Source organism: Comamonas testosteroni ATCC 11996, from assembly GCF_000241525.1.
GTDB classification, from domain to species: Bacteria; Pseudomonadota; Gammaproteobacteria; order Burkholderiales; family Burkholderiaceae_C; genus Comamonas; species Comamonas testosteroni.
This window is the reverse complement of the sequence record NZ_AHIL01000054.1, coordinates 30,794-46,084: the sequence shown is the minus strand read 5'-3', so window position 1 is coordinate 46,084 and position 15,291 is coordinate 30,794. Positions and strand designations below refer to the sequence as shown.

At 63.9% G+C, this 15,291-nt stretch carries 17 protein-coding genes; 4 read left to right on the top strand and 13 right to left on the bottom strand.

The annotated features are described in order from the left end of the window. Positions 1-3 precede the first annotated feature (3 nt). The 13 genes from urtA to CTATCC11996_RS22705 all read right to left on the bottom strand — a co-directional run bounded on the left by urtA (position 4) and on the right by CTATCC11996_RS22705 (position 12,993). On the bottom strand, positions 4-1,272 hold the full coding sequence (gene urtA, locus CTATCC11996_RS22765) for an urea ABC transporter substrate-binding protein (RefSeq protein ID WP_003060644.1): 1,269 nt from the start codon (positions 1,270-1,272) through the stop codon (positions 4-6). A gap of 249 nt (positions 1,273-1,521) precedes the next feature. Further along, on the bottom strand, positions 1,522-2,910 hold the full coding sequence (locus CTATCC11996_RS22760) for an FAD-binding oxidoreductase (RefSeq protein WP_003081002.1): 1,389 nt from the start codon (positions 2,908-2,910) through the stop codon (positions 1,522-1,524). Positions 2,911-3,001: 91 nt separating this feature from the next. Next, on the bottom strand, positions 3,002-3,907 hold the full coding sequence (locus CTATCC11996_RS22755) for an ABC transporter permease (RefSeq protein WP_003080999.1): 906 nt from the start codon (positions 3,905-3,907) through the stop codon (positions 3,002-3,004). Beyond that, on the bottom strand, positions 3,904-4,716 hold the full coding sequence (locus CTATCC11996_RS22750) for an ABC transporter ATP-binding protein (RefSeq protein WP_003080995.1): 813 nt from the start codon (positions 4,714-4,716) through the stop codon (positions 3,904-3,906). Before CTATCC11996_RS22750 ends, CTATCC11996_RS22755 begins: the two co-directional genes overlap by 4 nt. Before the next feature lie 34 nt (positions 4,717-4,750). After that, positions 4,751-5,743, bottom strand: a complete 993-nt coding sequence (locus CTATCC11996_RS22745) for an ABC transporter substrate-binding protein (protein ID WP_003080992.1) — start codon at positions 5,741-5,743, stop codon at positions 4,751-4,753. 44 nt (positions 5,744-5,787) lie between these two features. Further along, positions 5,788-6,645 carry a creatininase family protein gene (locus tag CTATCC11996_RS22740; protein WP_003060635.1) on the bottom strand — a complete coding sequence of 286 codons (858 nt, stop codon included), beginning with the start codon at positions 6,643-6,645 and terminating at the stop codon, positions 5,788-5,790. Between the two features lie 28 nt (positions 6,646-6,673). Beyond that, entirely contained in the window at positions 6,674-7,135 is a 462-nt protein-coding gene (locus tag CTATCC11996_RS22735) for a RidA family protein (RefSeq protein WP_003080988.1), read from the bottom strand. After that, positions 7,132-8,427 carry an amidohydrolase family protein gene (locus tag CTATCC11996_RS22730; RefSeq protein WP_003080986.1) on the bottom strand — a complete coding sequence of 432 codons (1,296 nt, stop codon included), beginning with the start codon at positions 8,425-8,427 and terminating at the stop codon, positions 7,132-7,134. The genes CTATCC11996_RS22735 and CTATCC11996_RS22730 overlap by 4 nt, the downstream gene beginning before the upstream one ends. An 11-nt stretch (positions 8,428-8,438) precedes the next feature. Then, positions 8,439-9,026, bottom strand: coding sequence for an NAD(P)H-dependent oxidoreductase (locus tag CTATCC11996_RS22725; protein WP_003080985.1), 588 nt, complete (start codon positions 9,024-9,026; stop codon positions 8,439-8,441). Positions 9,027-9,035: 9 nt separating this feature from the next. After that, the gene (locus CTATCC11996_RS22720) at positions 9,036-9,338 is read right to left on the bottom strand and encodes a 2Fe-2S iron-sulfur cluster-binding protein (RefSeq protein WP_003080984.1); all 303 of its coding nucleotides are present in this window, start codon (positions 9,336-9,338) and stop codon (positions 9,036-9,038) included. Positions 9,339-9,457: 119 nt separating this feature from the next. Then, on the bottom strand, positions 9,458-10,087 hold the full coding sequence (locus CTATCC11996_RS22715) for a TetR family transcriptional regulator C-terminal domain-containing protein (RefSeq protein ID WP_003080983.1): 630 nt from the start codon (positions 10,085-10,087) through the stop codon (positions 9,458-9,460). A 47-nt stretch (positions 10,088-10,134) separates the two neighbouring features. Continuing rightward, on the bottom strand, positions 10,135-10,866 hold the full coding sequence (locus CTATCC11996_RS22710; protein ID WP_003080982.1) for a DUF4198 domain-containing protein: 732 nt from the start codon (positions 10,864-10,866) through the stop codon (positions 10,135-10,137). Between the two features lie 15 nt (positions 10,867-10,881). After that, the gene (locus tag CTATCC11996_RS22705; protein WP_238532437.1) at positions 10,882-12,993 is read right to left on the bottom strand and encodes a TonB-dependent receptor; all 2,112 of its coding nucleotides are present in this window, start codon (positions 12,991-12,993) and stop codon (positions 10,882-10,884) included. A gap of 246 nt (positions 12,994-13,239) precedes the next feature. On the opposite strand from CTATCC11996_RS22705, the gene CTATCC11996_RS22700 reads away from it, so the two are divergent. The 4 genes from CTATCC11996_RS22700 to CTATCC11996_RS22685 all read left to right on the top strand — a co-directional run bounded on the left by CTATCC11996_RS22700 (position 13,240) and on the right by CTATCC11996_RS22685 (position 15,280). Continuing rightward, entirely contained in the window at positions 13,240-13,542 is a 303-nt protein-coding gene (locus CTATCC11996_RS22700) for an urease subunit gamma (RefSeq protein ID WP_003068240.1), read from the top strand. Between the two features lie 64 nt (positions 13,543-13,606). After that, positions 13,607-14,224: a HupE/UreJ family protein gene (locus tag CTATCC11996_RS22695; protein WP_003080980.1), complete on the top strand. Its 618-nt coding sequence runs from the start codon at positions 13,607-13,609 to the stop codon at positions 14,222-14,224. A 54-nt stretch (positions 14,225-14,278) separates the two neighbouring features. Further along, the gene (locus CTATCC11996_RS22690) at positions 14,279-14,602 is read left to right on the top strand and encodes an urease subunit beta (protein ID WP_003080979.1); all 324 of its coding nucleotides are present in this window, start codon (positions 14,279-14,281) and stop codon (positions 14,600-14,602) included. Positions 14,603-14,608: 6 nt separating this feature from the next. Beyond that, positions 14,609-15,280 (top strand): LysE family transporter, encoded by a 672-nt coding sequence (locus CTATCC11996_RS22685; RefSeq protein ID WP_003080976.1) that lies wholly within the window; start codon positions 14,609-14,611, stop codon positions 15,278-15,280. Positions 15,281-15,291: the final 11 nt, after the last annotated feature.

The following is a 15,291-nucleotide window of genomic DNA, read 5'->3' as shown; positions in this document are numbered from 1 at the left end:
GAATCAGGAGCTCTTGCCGTTGGGCTCGTCCTTCTTCTTGTCGTTGCCTTCGATATACGGGCTCCAGGGCTGGGCCTTGATCGGACCCTTGGTCTTCCAGACCACGCTGAACTGACCGTCTGCCTTGATCTCGCCAACCATCACAGGCTTGTGCAGATGGTGGTTCTTCTCGTCCATCTTCAGGGTGAAGCCGCTGGGTGCGGTAAAGGTCTGGCCGGCCATGGCGGCGATCACCTTGTCGGTATCCGTGCTCTTGGCTTTCTCCACGGCCTGCTTCCACATGTGGATGCCGACCCAGGTGGCTTCCATCGGGTCGTTGGTCAGCGGCTTGTCCTTGTGGCCGGCGATGTTCTTGGCCTTGGCGTAATCGCCCCACTGCTTGATGAAGGCCGTGTTGGTCGGGTTCTTCACGCTCATGAAGTAGTTCCATGCCGCCAGGTGACCGACCAGAGGCTTGGTGTCCACACCACGCAGCTCTTCCTCACCCACGCTGAAGGCCACGACCGGTACATCCTTGGCCTTGAGGCCGGCATTGCCCAGCTCCTTGTAGAAGGGCACATTGGAGTCGCCGTTGATGGTGGAGATCACGGCGGTCTTGCCACCGGTGGAGAACTTCTTCACATCGGCCACGATGGTCTGGTAGTCGCTGTGGCCGAAGGGAGTGTAGGTTTCCATGATGTCGGAATCCTTCACGCCCTTGGACTTGAGGAAGGCACGCAGAATCTTGTTGGTGGTGCGCGGGTACACATAGTCCGTGCCCAGCAGCACAAAGCGCTTGGCACCGCCGCCTTCCTTGCTCATCAGGTACTCGACAGCGGGAATGGCCTGCTGGTTGGGCGCGGCACCGGTGTAGAAGACGTTCTTGGAGAGTTCCTCGCCCTCGTACTGCACGGGGTAGAACAGCAGGCCGTTGTTCTGCTCGAACACCGGCAGCACGGACTTGCGCGACACGCTGGTCCAGCAACCGAAGACCACGGCCACCTTGTCCTGGGTGATCAGCTGCTTGGCCTTTTCGGCAAACAGCGGCCAGTTGGAGGCCGGGTCCACCACCACGGGCTCCAGCTTCTTGCCCATCACGCCGCCCTTGGCATTGATGTCGTCGATGGCCATCAGCACCGTGTCCTTGAGCACGGTCTCGGAGATGGCCATGGTGCCCGAGAGGCTGTGCAACACACCCACCTTGATGGTGTCTGCAGCCAGCACCTGAGAAGTCAATCCCAGGCCCAGAGCCATGGATGCAGCCAGTGTTGTGAGGGTTCCGCGACGATTCATTTCAGCACTCCCAGGAGGTTTTGTTCGGTCACATTGACCGCAGAACCTGAAGTGCAATTACCGTGCCAGTCCCTCGCAGCATGGCCAGGAAGCCGCCGGAATCGGCGCCGCTGCCTCTTTTGGGGCAGGCACGGCCCGAATGCGTCTTCCTGCGCTCAGCAACGGCCGTCAGCGAGCACCATTGCAGTGCCCCATGCACCAGATGCAGACCGCACCGGGCTGCCGGCACTATTGAAGTGCATGACTGCCTCAGTCCGTCTGGATACAGGCCGGCAGCGCTGCACTGCGCAGCTTGCCGGGATTGAGCAGGTTCAAGGGATCGAGATCGGCCTTGGTCTGCAGCAGCGCGGGATCGAGCTGGTTGTTGGCCTTGCCGTCTTCCACCACATAGACATGAGGATTGTTGATCTGCACGCCATGCTTGCGATAGATATCCATGATCGCGTTGAGCCGCTCGGCCGAGCTGAAGCGCACCAGCTCCAGCCCGCTGCAGTTGAACAGTCCCTCCTTGGTGCGCAGAAACTCCAGATGGAACAGGACCTCGTCACCGAGCTCGCTGCGCAAGGCCTTGAGCTGCTCGCCAAACCTTGCGGGGTTGTAGCCGGTCTGCAGATAGGTCAGCTCCCGATCCAGCTTCAGCGCATGCAGGGTCGTATGGTTCCAGCAATACTCGATCAGCGATTTGTAGCCCGCAGCCGGCTGCGCAGACCAGCGCCCGCGCTCGCAGTAGCTGAGGGTGCCGCCGTGACGCTCCAGCAACAGCTGCATGGCCTCCTCGGCCTCGGGCGCCACCAGCGCAATGACCGCGTGGCAGCCCGGGGGCAGATGCTCGGCCAGACTGGTGAAATAGGCCGGCACCGGAGCCGCCATCAGGCTCAGTTCCTTCTTGCGGATCCCCGGAGCATTGCCCAGCTGCTGCGCAAAGCCCAGTGCCTCGTCAAAGCCCGTGAACGTGGCAATGCATTCCGTCCAGTTCGTGGCATCTGCCAGCGCCACTTCGAGCTCAAGCACGATGCCGGTCGTGCCATAGGTGTGGTGCAGGCGCATGGCGTCGGCACCGCGCAGCTCCAGAATGCGCGGCTCGGCCTCTACCGTCATCACGCGCGCGGCCAGCACATTGCCCGCAGAGGCGAGCGGCCCGTAGGTGATGGAGCCGGCGCCGCCGAAACCACCGCCAAACAGACCGCCCAGGGTGGCGCTGCGGTAGGTGGACGGCAGCCAGCGCAGCTCCTGCCCCTGCTCGCGCGCCAGCTGGTCGAAGTCCGCCAGGCGTATGCCGGCCTGTGCCCGGCCCACGCTGCCGCGCACCCAGCACAGGCTGTTGTAGCCGCTCAGATCCAGGATCACGCCGCCGTGCAGCGGCGTGCTCTGGCCGTAGTTGCCGGTGCCGCTGCCGCGCAGCGTGATGGGCACGCCCCGGCGCGCGCAATGGGCCACGACCTGGGCAATCTCGGCCTCGGTGCGCGGACGTACCGCAATGTCGCCGCGCTTGCCCTGCAGGGCCTGCTTCAGAACCGGACTGAACCAGGAAAAATCCTGGGACAGGCGCGAGACTTTCAGGGAGTCGGTGATCCAGTCCAGCGCAGGCAAGGCGCTGGCCAGCTGGCTGCTGTTCTCGGCAATCGGATTGGTGTTCATGGTCGTGGCGCAAAAATGCAAGGCATGAGTCGGCCCACATGCCGCACATTGCGGGCATGACGGGAGCAGAAATGAAGAAAGGGCTAGAGCGCTAGTCGCTACCGGATTCGCTGGCATGCCAGCCACCCAGCGCCCGGCGTGTGCACCAGGCCATGAGCACGAACAGCGCCACGCCAGTCAGCGAAATCAGCAGCAGCGCAGCGAACATGCGCGGGATGTTGAGCTGAAAGCCCGCTTGCAGGATCTGGTAGGCAAGACCTGCCCCCTGCCCGCCGGTACCGGCCACGAACTCGGCCACCACGGCACCGATCAGTGCCAGGCCGCTGGAGATGCGCAGCCCCCCGAAGAAATAAGGCAAGGCACTGGGAATGCGCAAGCGCATCAGCACCTGCAGGCGCGTGGCCCGGTTGAGCTTGAAGTAGGCCAGCAGATCCGGCTCCACACTGCGCAGGCCCAGCGTGGTGTTGCTGATGATGGGAAACAGCGCCACCAGCGCCGCACAGATCACCATGGACAGCACCGGGTCCTTGACCCAGATGATGATCAGCGGAGCCACGGCCACGATAGGCGTCACCTGCAGCAGCACGGCATAGGGAAACAAGGCCGTCTCGATCAGCTTGCTCTGCACGAATACAAAGCTGATCAGCACGCCCGCCACGGTGGCCAGGGCAAAGGCCAGCAAGGTGATCTTGACGGTGACCCACAGGGACAGGCCGAGTGCCGCCCAGTCTGTTATCAGGGTCTGCAGCATCAGCAGCGGCGAAGGCACCAGATAAGGCGGCAACTCCAGCCCCGTCACCAGGGCCTGCCAGACCAGCAGCAGCACAAGGCCCACCAGCGCCGGCAAAAGCACGCGCTGCACCTTGGGCTGCAGCAGCCAGGGGGTGGCCGCCTTGCCGGGCTTGGCGGCAGCCACCGCACGCGCGCCGGTCGCGGCAGGCCTGTTGTCGGCGGCCCTGGCCGCATCATCGGGAATGGAAGCGGGCAAGGCGCTCATGACAGACTCTCCTCCACAATGGCACTGGCGCGCAGCAGGCTCGATTGCAACTGCTGCGCATGGCGGGCGAACTCGGGGCCGAGCATGAAGTCGGCAGGCCGTGGATAGGGGGCATCGATGCGAAACTCCTCCACCACCCGTCCCGGTCTGGCCGCCATCATCACCACCCGGCTGGACAGAAAGACGGCCTCGTGGATGGAGTGGGTGACAAAGATCACCGTCAGCTTCTTCTTGCTCCAAAGCTCCAGCAACTCCGCGTCCAGCTTGTGACGCGTGATCTCGTCGAGCGCGCCGAAGGGCTCATCCATCAGCAGCAGATCGGGCTCGGTCACCAGGCCGCGGGCAATCGAGACGCGCATCTGCATGCCTCCGGACAACTCGCGCGGCAGGGCCTTGGCAAAGCGTGCCAGGCCCACCAGTTGCAGTGCCTCCGCGACGCGCGCATCGGCCTCTGCGCGCGGCACGCCAGCCAGATCCAGCGGCAGCCGCACATTGGTATGCACGCTGGACCAGGGCATGAGTGTGGGCTGCTGAAAGACAAACGCCATCTTCTTGCCGCAGGCCTGCAGCTGCGGCACCGGCTTGCGCCAAAGCAGCAGTCTGCCGTCGCTGGGCTCGAGCAGACCTGCAACCATCTTGAGCAAGGTGCTCTTGCCGCAGCCCGAGGGGCCGAGCAAGGTCACGAATTCGCCCTCTTCGATGCGCAGATCGACGGGCAGCAACGCCTGCGTGCCGCCGGGATAGGTTTTCTCTGCAGACAGCACCTCCACTGCGGGAATTGCTGCTGCGGGAATTTCAGAGCCGCTCATAGTCACCTTTCGCTGCCGCTGTCAGCCCACGCCCTCAGGGCATGACCTTGATGTTTTGAATCAGGCTCAGGTTGTAGGCATCGGCCTGCTTGACCTTGGCCGGATCGATCAGCTTGGCGCTGACCAGGAAGTCATAGCTAGCCTTGACCCGCGCATCGGTCATCACGCCGATGCCCAGCCTGGCGGCATCTCCGCCGGCGACCATATTCATTTCCTTGAGCTTGCCCACGCTGTAGGCCAGCTGTTCATCGGTCATGTTGGGGTTGTCTTTCTTGATCAGGGCATTGGCCGGCGCGGGATCGGCCAGATAGCTCTTCCAGCCTTCCATGGAGGCGGTGACAAAGGCCTGCACCGCCTTGCTGCGCTCCTTGACCGTCTTGTCCATGCAGGAGATGGTGGTGGCATAGGCCGGGAAGCCCTGATCGCTGAACATCAGCGTGTTCGCCTTGACGCCGGCCTTCTGAATCGCAAAGGGCTCGGAAGTCAGATAGCCTTGCTGGGCCGAATTCTTGTCCACCAGGAACGGCTGAATATTGAAGGTATAGGGCCGGGTCTGGGAGTCGGTGAAACCATATTTGGCCTTGAGCCAGGGCCAGTAGCCGCGCTGCGCGGAAGCGGCGATCAGAATGGTCTTGCCCTTGAGGTCCTCGAACCGCTTCACATCCTCGTGAGCGATCAGCACCTGCGGATCTTTCTGGAACACCGCAGCCACCGTGGTCACGGGAACACCGCCCTCGCGCATCTGCACCATCTGCAGATCGCTGGAGCCCATGACACAGTCGGCCTGACCGGCGGCCATCATCTGCGTGATATTGACCTGGGGGCCGCCCATCTTGATGCTGACATCCAGGCCGTGCTTTTTGTACAGCCCTGTGGCCACGGCCTGATAGAAGCCGCCATGCTCGGCCTGGGCATACCAGTTGGTCATGTAGACGAATTTTTCCTCGGCATGGCCGAGGCCGCTCAGACCGCATGCCAGCATGGCCGCGCAGGTCAGGGGTTTGAGGAGTTTGGCAGTCTTCATCATGGCGGATCTCCGAAGGTTTGAAACAGGCAAGGCGTGAAAAGGCGTCAGGCCAGGGCAGGCTCCACATGCCCCTGATGCTGGGCCCGGCCCCAGGTGGCTTCGTCGCGGCTGGCCCATTGCAGCTCGTGCAGCTCGGCAATGGCGGCGGCCCAGCTGCGGGCCAGGGATTGCAGGATCTCCTGCCCCTGCTCGGCGGTTGCGGGGGTCGGATCACCGATCACGCCGCTGGGTCCGAAGTCCCGTGCGGTCCAGGCGCAGGCGGGACGGCCGTCGGGCGACAGCAGGCTGGAGGGGAACACGGGCGGGTAGTTGATGACGGCCCGCTCCATGTGCACCGTCTGCGGCGCCAGCGCCAGCATCAGCGCGGTCTCGGCATGACCTGCATGCATGGCCAGCTTTTTCTCCAGGTTCGACAGATACTGGCCTGCGACATGGGGCACGCGCCAGGTAAAGCTCGGCACCACGATGAAGTCGCCATGGCGCAGGCGCAGCTCCCGCGCCGCGATCTCCAGCACCTGTGGCTGGCCGCCGTGGCCGTTGACGAACAGCAGCTTTCGAAAGCCTGCGCGATACACCGACTCGCCGATTTCATTGATCGTGGCCAGCAGGGTTTCGCCGCTCAAGGTGACCGTGCCGGGAAAGTGCAGGTGCTCTTCCGACTTGCCATAGACGATGGGGGCCATGGCGAATGCAGGCACGGCTGCGGGCAGCTGCGCCATGGCGGCGCCGACCACGCCCGCCGCAATCGTTGCGTCCACCGAGCAGGGCAGATGCGGACCATGCTGCTCCATGGCGCCCACAGGCAGCACGATCACGGTATTGGCCTTGTCCGGCAGGGCCGCAACCTCGGTCCAGCTCAGATAGGGCAGAAAGCGGTCGGCAGGGGTGTATCCGTGCAGCATGGGTTCTCCGGGGTGAGTGATGAATGGGTCAACGCAAGGGAAGATAGGCCGTGGCCTCCACCTCGATCAGAATGTCCGGCGTGGGCAACATGCCCGTCACCTCAACCACCGTGGAAGCCGGTGATTCGCCGGGAAAAAACAGCTTGCGCACGCGGCTGTACTGCGGGAACTGGTCCAGATTGCGGAAGTACTGCACCAGCTTGAAGACATCCGACATCTGGCCGCCGGCGGCCTCCACCGTCTGGCGGATGCGGTCCAGCACCCACCAGCTCTGCGCCAGGATGGGGCCCTCCTTGATGTCGGTGCTGAATTCACCGGTACGCCCGATCAGCGCCGCCGCTTCAGCAGGAATGTCGGCATAGCCGCGCACGATGCGATTGGCGCCCGGGTCCACAGCGATCACGCCCGACAGGAACACCAGATCGCCCGCCCGTCGCCAGGCCGCATAACGTGCCAGGGGCTGGGCAATGCCTGTGGTATCTGTGCTCATGCAACGCTCCGTTCAATGCAGGGTGTGAACCAGGCAGCCAGCGGCTCGCCGTTGCTGACGCGCCCCTCGCGCATCACCACGCGGCGCTGGCTGCGGGATGGAAAGCCGCTGACGCTGGACTGAGGAAGGATCACCAGATCGGCTGCCGAACCTGGCTGCATCGGCATACGACCGACACCATGACCCAGCCAGTCGCGGCGACAGACGCTGTCGCTCCACTCGTCGAAGGCCGAAGTCAGCTGCGCTGCCGCCACGCCGGTGGTCAGCGCCTCCAGCGGATCGAAACTGCCCAGCGGACAGAAAGGGTCCTGCACGTTGTCGCTGGAGATCATCAGCGGTATGCCGCGCGCCCTGGCCTCCTTGAGCAGCGTCAGGCCGCGCTGGCGCGGCGTGACACCGGTTTGCGCGTCCTGCAGCAGCAGGTTCGTCACCGGCAGGCTGACCATGGTGATGGGAGTGCCGGCCACGGCATCCAGCGTACGCAGCGCCTGCTCCAGCGGCTGCGCCGCCAGCGCGCAGGTATGGCCGCAGACCACGCGGGCTTCGAAGCGCAGTTCCTTGAGCAGCGCGGCCGTGGTGGCCAGTCCCTGGGCTGCGGGGTTGAGTTCCTCATCCACATGCAGGTCCACGTCCAGGCCGTGCTGCTGCGCGGCCTCAAGCAGATTGCGCAGGGCCTGCGGGCTCCAGTTGGTGGAATGGACAAAGCCGCCGAGCAAGGCGCCCGCGCCACTGAGCGCCACCTGCTTGGCCAGACGCATCGCCATGCTGCGTTCCTCATACAGATGCAGGGGAATCAGGCTGACGCGCTCAAGCAGCACGCGCCCCGCCCATTCCTGCGCCAGCTCGCGCAGCACTTCCCAGGCCACGGGCACCGAGTCCGGCTCCCACCAGTCGCAATGGCTGCGTGCATGCGAAACACCGGCTTCATAGGCCCATTGCAGGCCCTGGCCCGCACGGCGACGCACATCGGCCGCAGTCCAGTTCTGCTTGTCCACCATCATGGCCTCTATCGCGGCCAGCAGGCCCGGCTTCACCGGCCCCATGCGCTCCAGCGTGAACGCCTTGTCCAGATGCAAATGCGCATCCACCATGGTCGGCAGCACCAGCGCTCCTTGAAGATCCCAGACCTGGGAGCCGAAGCTGCGCGGCAGGCCTGGAGTTTCGGCGGCTATGGCCGCAATGCGCCCGTTGGCGATCTCCAGGCGCGACAGCTGCATCTCGCTGCGCTGCCCCAGTGCTGCAAGCAACCAGCGCGGCAGCCGTGCATTGCAAAGTGTCAGATGTGAGGGCATGGAGAGCTCTTCTAGGCAAAGCGGCGCATGGCCCGGCCGACATGGGCCTTGAAGGACTGCAGCCGGGACGGCGTTGCCACGTTCATGTGGTAGCAGGCGTGATAGTCGATACGCGCTTTGCCGCCCGTGAGGATGCGCAGATAGCGCGTGATGCATTTACGCGGTGGATCACCCATGAACAGCGCTGTCCAGCGCGGACGCCCGTAAGTCACCACCGCCGCAATGCGCTTGAGATGGGTCAGTGCCGGTCTGACGTTCTGCGGATCGCTGATGTCGAAGGCCACACCGGGCATCAGCACGCGGTCGAAGAACCCCTTGAGCATGGCCGGCAGGCCGAAGCACCAGGTCGGGAAGCAGAAGACCACGGCCTCGGCCCACAGCAGGCGGTCCACATAGCGCTGTACCGGCAGCCGGTTGTGCGGCACCTCGTGATAGCCCAGGCGTTCCTCGCGGGACATCACGGGATTGAATCCTTCTGCGTACAGGTCGCAGTCATCGACCTCATGCCCGGCGCCGCGCAACTGCTGCACCACCTCGGCATGCAATGCGGCCTGATAGCTGGTTTCCACGGGATGAGAAAAGATCACAAGCACTCGCATGTCGACCCTTCAAAGATCCAGGGTCAGCGTCGCGCCGCGATTGCGTGCGCAGCACAAAGCCACATGCGTGCTGCGCTCCTCATCGGTCAGGCAGCGGTCATGGTGCTCGGGATCACCGGCCGTCCAGCGCGTGACGCAAGTGCCGCAAATGCCTTGCTCGCACACCGTCTCTATGGCCACACCGGCCAGTTGCAGCACATCGGTGATGCGCTCTGCGGGCTCCACCGGCAAGCGCAATCCCTGACGCAGCAATACCAGCTCAAAGCCTTTTTCTACGGGCGTTTCCAGAGTATCCGGGGCAGTGTTGGGCATGATTGACCATCCGATTTGATCGACTGGTCAAATCTAAGCAAACGGTGTGCCAGAACACGCCAGGGAGAGCTAGCGGCCTGCCGCCCCTGCCATCTGCACCAGGCTTGCGCAGACCGTCTTCAAATTGGTGCCAGACCGCAGCTCAGCAGCACGGAAGTGGTGAGCTCCCGGGCGATATGCTCGCGATCCAGCGGCTGGTCGTCGGCGCACTCCAGCATGACCCTGGCCTGCACTGCATAGTCCGCATAGTGCTGGGTCATGCCCCAGATCTGCATGAGCAACACGCGCGCATCGAGACTGCGCATGCGGCCCTGCGCGATCCAGGCGTTGATCAGATCCACCTTCTGCGCCGTGGAACTCAGCGCGACAGGCCAGTATTGGTTCAGACGCAAGCCGCCACCCAGCACCTCGTTGGTGAAGATGCGTGACAGGGCCGGATTGTCCAGCGCATAGTCCAGCTTGCGCCGCACATAGTTTCCGATGATCTGCGCCGGATCGTCGAGTGCCGGATCGAACGCAAATGCCGCCGACCAGGCCTCCAGCAACGCATAGAGCAGCTCGTCATACAAGGCCTGTTTGCTCTCGATGTAGTAATGCAGCTGGGGCTTGGTCAGACCCGCTCTTTCTGCGATCGCCTGCGTGGATGCGCCCTTGAAACCATGGCTGCTGAACTCCGCAATCGCCGCCTCGCGGATGGCTTGCAGAATCTGCTCTCGGGTGCGGCGGACAACAGGCGTGGAATCGGTCATGGCGGCAGGCTGTGAAACGGATCTTGAACTGACGGAATGCGGCTTCATCAATGCACGGCAAAGCGCAGCAGATACTCGTAGCTGTTCTCGGTGGTTTTGGGATCGCCCTGCACCGGCTGACGCAATATGGCCTGCAACGTATTGCTGCCGACAACTGGCGTCATGCTCGCCTGACCCTGCGCGTCCGTCATCGCGGGAGAGCCATTCTCTCCCCAGGACAGTCTGACGCCAGGCTGCGGCTTGCCATGCAGCAACACCTGCAGCCTGAACGGCTGACCGGCATGGGGAGACTGCCCCTGCAGAGGAACCACCTCAAACATCTGACCCAGCGGCTTTTGCATGACGGCACCCCAGCGCACCACGGTCTTGTGGAACTTGCGCGCATGAACGCCGCGAACCGCACCGGGGTTCTGGTCCATGGGCATAGGCAGCATGGCACCCTCGGCACCCGTACTGCTGAAATAGCCGTTATCGAGCTCCACTGCGATCAGCGCAGCACCGGCATCGGGCTTGATGCGGATGCCGCCCTGCACATTCTGCACGGCACTGGGCACTTCACGGCCGCGCAGGTCATAGGCATGCACCCGCTGCAGCTTGGCCGGATCGAAGGCTTCGGTCCTGCCTTCATGACCGCCAAACTGCATGACATAGCCACCCTGCGCGTCGGGCTCCAGCCACACGTTATGGGCAGAAGCCGGATGGGCGCATAGCAACCAGGCAGCAGCCGTGGTGCACAGAATGCGCGCGATGATGTTTTTACGTGTGCTGCAAACAGACATGGAAGCTCCGAAAAATCATAAGGAAAACTGCAGGCCCAGCTGCACGCTGCGCGGCACGCCGGGGGCGACCAGGCGCTGGCCGGCAATCATGGTGGTGGTACTGGCATAGCGGGTGTTGGCGGCGTTGCGCAGCCACAGGCTCAGGCTGGCATTGCGCGCCAGGCTTGCGGGCAAGCGGTATTGCAGGCCCAGGTCCAGCCAGCGATAGCTGCCCGCCCATTCAGTATTGCTGGCGTTGATGGGCGCACGCCCCACATGGCGCAGCACGCCATGCAAGGTGACATCGCTGCGCGGCATCCAGCGCGCATGCAAGGTGCTGGTGTACTCGGGCACGGCCACCACGCGCCGGCCCAGCAGTGCGGCATCCGCGTTCTGCGTGACTTCGGAGCGATTGTGGCCATAAGCCCATTCCACATGCCAGTTGCGGCTGGGCAGCCAGTGCAGCTGCAGCTCTACGCCCTTGCGCACGGTCGCGCCCAGGTTTTCATACTCACCAGGCGCCGTGTTGCGTATTTCATGGCTGGAGCCGATGCGATAGAGCGAGGCATCGATCAGCCAATGGGCCGATGGCTTCCACTCCACGCCCAGCTCGCTCTGGCGAAAGATATTCGCATGCAGGTCGCTGTTGCGCAGCGCGTACTTGGCAAAGTCGCTGGGCAGCGCAAAGCCCTGCGACCAGCTGGCACGCACGGCTGTGCGGGCATTGAGATGCGCCAGTGCTCCCAGCTTGGGGCTGGCATGGCTGCGGCCCTGCATGCGATTGCATTCATCGCCACCGGCCTCTGCCCCCAGCAGACGGCAACGGCCGTCAAAGTGGTCCCAGCGCAGGGCCGCCGTGGTCTGCAACCAGGCCGTTGGCTGCCAGCCAGCCTGGCCGTAGATCGCTGTGTTGTCGAGCCGCGTATTGCGATCACTCAATGCAGGGCCGGTGCGCCGGCGGTCGAGCAATCCATCCCAGTAGCCATAGTCCGTGGACTCGCGCACCTGCTCCAGGCCCAGCATCCAGTTCAGCTCGCGCGCCACCAGAAGCGACTTGCCACTGAGATTCAGCCCCGCTCCCAGCACGCTGCGGTCGTAGCGCTCCTCGCGCTGCATCCAGGTGGAGCTGCGCGGGCGGGTGAACCAGCGCACAAAATCCTGCTGCGTGCCGTAGACAAAACCCAGCAGCCGGGTATCTGCATCCAGTGCGTACTGCGCATCCAGGCGCAGCGTGCCAAAGTGCTTGTTGGCACCATCCCCCACTACGCGACTGTCCTTGCCCTGTGGGTCCTGCCGCCACTGCGCTTCGGTCAGATAGCCGGGCGAGTCGCCACGCGCCTCGTGCCAGCGACCGGACAGCGAGATATCGAGCTTTTCATGCACATGGTGCTTCCAGGTGCCGCTGAGGGTGCTGCGCTCATGGCGCGAGGCGGGCCGCGCTCCATCACCGCGTGCATGCTGAGTAGCCAGGTTGAGCTGATCGCCCCCCTCCAGCTCGCGCCCGAGAGCGGACTGTGCATCGAACATGCCATGGGAGCCGGCGCTGACATCGAACTCCGCATAGCTGCCGCTGCGCCGCGTGCGCATCTCCAGCAGCCCTGCTCGGTTGTAATTGCCCTGCAGCACCGACACGGGACCGCGATAGACATTGACCTTGTCCAGCTCCAGCGGCACCACCACATTGAGATCGAAATATCCATCAGCATGCGACATGGCTTCGTTGAGCGGGATGCCATCCAGTGTGGCCGCCACATCGCCGCCATGGCCACCGCCGCCAAAACCGCGCAGCACCAGCCCGTTGGCCACACCGCTGAGCTGGTAGTGATTGACATGCATGCCGGGTACCTGGCTCCACAATGATTCCACCTCCTGTCTGGGCTGCTCGCGAATTTCATCGCGCCTGAACTCGGTGACGGAAAACGCGCGTTGTGACTCGTCCAGCGCCTGGCCTTTGACCAGGGCATTCACCCTCACCTCGGGCAATACCTTGTCGCCTTCCTCGGCTGTTTGCGCTTGTACGGCTGAAGCCATCCACAGCGTACCGCCCAAGACCAGCACTGCGAGTCTTGCCGTGGTACCCAGGCACTGCGCGCCTCCCCTATTCAACGGTCTTTTGTACATGCACCAGAACAGCAAAGTTCGTGCCATGCAATGCACCGCTACGGCTCGCCAATGCACCACAAAGCACCATCGCGGCCTCACCGATACACCCTGGTGCACAACCGGGTGCCGGCAGCACCAACAAGGTGCAAAACATCTGCAACGGCTTGCCTACAGGCTGGCAATAAAGACTGGCCTTTGGCATGGCACTTGCTACATAAAAGGGCATGAAACTCCCAGCGTGCGTTCTGCCGGTGCCACCGACTGCGCGAGCTGACTGAGGGATTGAAGAAGATGGAACTGACACCACGCGAAAAAGACAAGCTGTTGATCTTTACCGCCGCCCTGCTGGCCGAGCGGCGAATGGCTCGTGGCCTCAAGCTCAACTACCCCGAGGCCGTGGCACTGATCAGCGCCTTTGTGATGGAGGGAGCACGCGATGGCAGGACCGTGGCCCAGCTCATGAGCGAAGGCCGCAGCGTGCTGACCCGCGCCGATGTGATGGAGGGCATCCCCGAGATGATTCCCGACATCCAGATCGAGGCCACCTTCCCCGATGGCACCAAGCTGGTCACCGTGCATGAGCCCATCGCCTGAAGCAGCATCCAGAGACTTCAAGCCTTTCAGCCATCAAACCCCTATCCATCAAGCGCAGATAGCTATGAAATTCAATAAGCTCCTTGCCACCACAGCCGCTGCGGCGACCGCACTGCCCCTGTCCGCTCTCGCACATATGGGCTCTGATGCAGGCGGCCATCACCACTTTCTCGACAGCCTGGGCCATGCCTTTGCCCACCCGTTTACCGGTGTAGACCATCTGGCCGCCATGCTGGCCGTGGGCGCCTGGAGCGCGCTGACCATGCCCAGCCCGCGCACGGCCTGGCGTGCACCTGCGGCCTTTGTGGCCCTATTGGTGGCGGGTGCCGTGGCCGGCTTTGCCGGCCTGTGGGTGCCGGGCGTGGAGCCCATGATTGCCGCGTCCGTGCTGGTGCTGGGCCTGCTGGTGCTGGTCCAGCAAAAAATGCCCTGGGGCGTTGCCGCCGCACTGGCTGCAGTGTTTGCCTTCTTCCACGGCGCAGCGCACGGCTTTGAGCTGGCCGGAGACAGCGGCCTGGCGGCCGTCGGCGCACTGGTGGGCATTGCTCTGGGCTCGGCCACGCTGCATATCGCTGGCATGGTGCTCGGTCATGCCGTCATGCAGCGCCACCAATGGGCGGCCCGGTTCGGCGGTGCCGCCACCGCTGCACTCGGCGCTTTCATGCTGACGAAACTGGCCTGATATGAAACACCCCGGCACAGCGCAGCACAAGGCCTTTGCGCAAGGAGGCGAAAGATGATCCCCGGCGAACTGATTCTTGACGAGGGCAGCCATGCACTCAACCCCGGCCGCCGCACGCTCACGCTGGTGGTGAACAATGCCAGCGACCGGCCGATTCAGGTCGGCTCGCACTACCACTTCGCCGAAACCAATGCGGGCCTGGATTTCGACCGCACCGCCGCCCACGGCATGCGCCTGAATATTGCCAGTGGCATGGCCGTGCGCTTCGAGCCGGGCCAGCAGCGCACGGTGGAGCTGGTCGAGATCGGCGGCGACCGCCAGATCTATGGTTTTCGCAGTCTGGTCCAGGGCCCATTGCCCGTAGCGGCCAGGGACTGACCTGCCATGCTGATGCTCTTTGCTTCTGCTTTTGTCCTGGGCCTGGTGTTCAACGCAGCGCCCGGAGCGGTGTTTGCCGAGACCGTGCGCCAAGGTCTGCGCGGCGGCTATCGCCCGGCGCTGGCCGTGCAGCTGGGCTCCCTGGTGGGCGATGCAAGCTGGGCCTTGCTGGGCCTGGCCGGCATTGGTCTGGTCATGCAGGTCGACGCCTTGCGCTGGCCGATGGGTCTGGCGGGCACCGCCTACCTGCTCTGGCTGTCCTGGGACAGCTGGAAGGCCGCGCGTACCGAACACCGGCTCGATGCCTCGGCCACCGCCGCCGCCACGCAGAAGCAGGCCCTGCGCCGCGGCATGGCCCTGTCGCTGACCAACCCGCAGAACCTGGCCTACTGGGCCGCCATGGGCAGCGCCCTCGGAGCCGTGGGAGTGACCCAGCCCGGCGCCAGCGACTACGGGCTGTTCTTCGCGGGGTTCATGACTTCATCCCTGCTCTGGTGCTTTGTCTGCGCAGCCTTGGTGGACCGGCTCTTCCGCCGCGCTGCCGCGCACTGGAGCCGTTTTACCTACCGCTGCTGCGCCGCACTGCTGCTGGCCCTGGCACTGGGTACATTGCGCGACCTGCTCAGCACAAGCCCCGTCGCCCTGCCACCGGCAGCCCAGCAGCAGTCCCTGCGCTGAATACCTGAATC

What these genes read in the sequence shown, in the direction of transcription:
- CTATCC11996_RS22685 (WP_003080976.1), top strand. Translation starts at nt 14,609, where the DNA reads ATGCTGATGCTCTTTGCTTCTGCTTTTGTCCTGGGCCTGGTGTTCAAC.
- CTATCC11996_RS22735 (WP_003080988.1), bottom strand. Translation starts at nt 7,135, where the DNA reads ATGAGCACAGATACCACAGGCATTGCCCAGCCCCTGGCACGTTATGCG.
- CTATCC11996_RS22760 (WP_003081002.1), bottom strand. Translation starts at nt 2,910, where the DNA reads ATGAACACCAATCCGATTGCCGAGAACAGCAGCCAGCTGGCCAGCGCC.
- CTATCC11996_RS22755 (WP_003080999.1), bottom strand. Translation starts at nt 3,907, where the DNA reads ATGAGCGCCTTGCCCGCTTCCATTCCCGATGATGCGGCCAGGGCCGCC.
- CTATCC11996_RS22720 (WP_003080984.1), bottom strand. Translation starts at nt 9,338, where the DNA reads ATGCCCAACACTGCCCCGGATACTCTGGAAACGCCCGTAGAAAAAGGC.
- CTATCC11996_RS22740 (WP_003060635.1), bottom strand. Translation starts at nt 6,645, where the DNA reads ATGCTGCACGGATACACCCCTGCCGACCGCTTTCTGCCCTATCTGAGC.
- CTATCC11996_RS22745 (WP_003080992.1), bottom strand. Translation starts at nt 5,743, where the DNA reads ATGATGAAGACTGCCAAACTCCTCAAACCCCTGACCTGCGCGGCCATG.
- CTATCC11996_RS22750 (WP_003080995.1), bottom strand. Translation starts at nt 4,716, where the DNA reads ATGAGCGGCTCTGAAATTCCCGCAGCAGCAATTCCCGCAGTGGAGGTG.
- CTATCC11996_RS22695 (WP_003080980.1), top strand. Translation starts at nt 13,607, where the DNA reads ATGAAATTCAATAAGCTCCTTGCCACCACAGCCGCTGCGGCGACCGCA.
- CTATCC11996_RS22730 (WP_003080986.1), bottom strand. Translation starts at nt 8,427, where the DNA reads ATGCCCTCACATCTGACACTTTGCAATGCACGGCTGCCGCGCTGGTTG.
- CTATCC11996_RS22715 (WP_003080983.1), bottom strand. Translation starts at nt 10,087, where the DNA reads ATGACCGATTCCACGCCTGTTGTCCGCCGCACCCGAGAGCAGATTCTG.
- urtA (WP_003060644.1), bottom strand. Translation starts at nt 1,272, where the DNA reads ATGAATCGTCGCGGAACCCTCACAACACTGGCTGCATCCATGGCTCTG.
- CTATCC11996_RS22725 (WP_003080985.1), bottom strand. Translation starts at nt 9,026, where the DNA reads ATGCGAGTGCTTGTGATCTTTTCTCATCCCGTGGAAACCAGCTATCAG.
- CTATCC11996_RS22705 (WP_238532437.1), bottom strand. Translation starts at nt 12,993, where the DNA reads ATGGCACGAACTTTGCTGTTCTGGTGCATGTACAAAAGACCGTTGAAT.
- CTATCC11996_RS22710 (WP_003080982.1), bottom strand. Translation starts at nt 10,866, where the DNA reads ATGTCTGTTTGCAGCACACGTAAAAACATCATCGCGCGCATTCTGTGC.
- CTATCC11996_RS22700 (WP_003068240.1), top strand. Translation starts at nt 13,240, where the DNA reads ATGGAACTGACACCACGCGAAAAAGACAAGCTGTTGATCTTTACCGCC.
- CTATCC11996_RS22690 (WP_003080979.1), top strand. Translation starts at nt 14,279, where the DNA reads ATGATCCCCGGCGAACTGATTCTTGACGAGGGCAGCCATGCACTCAAC.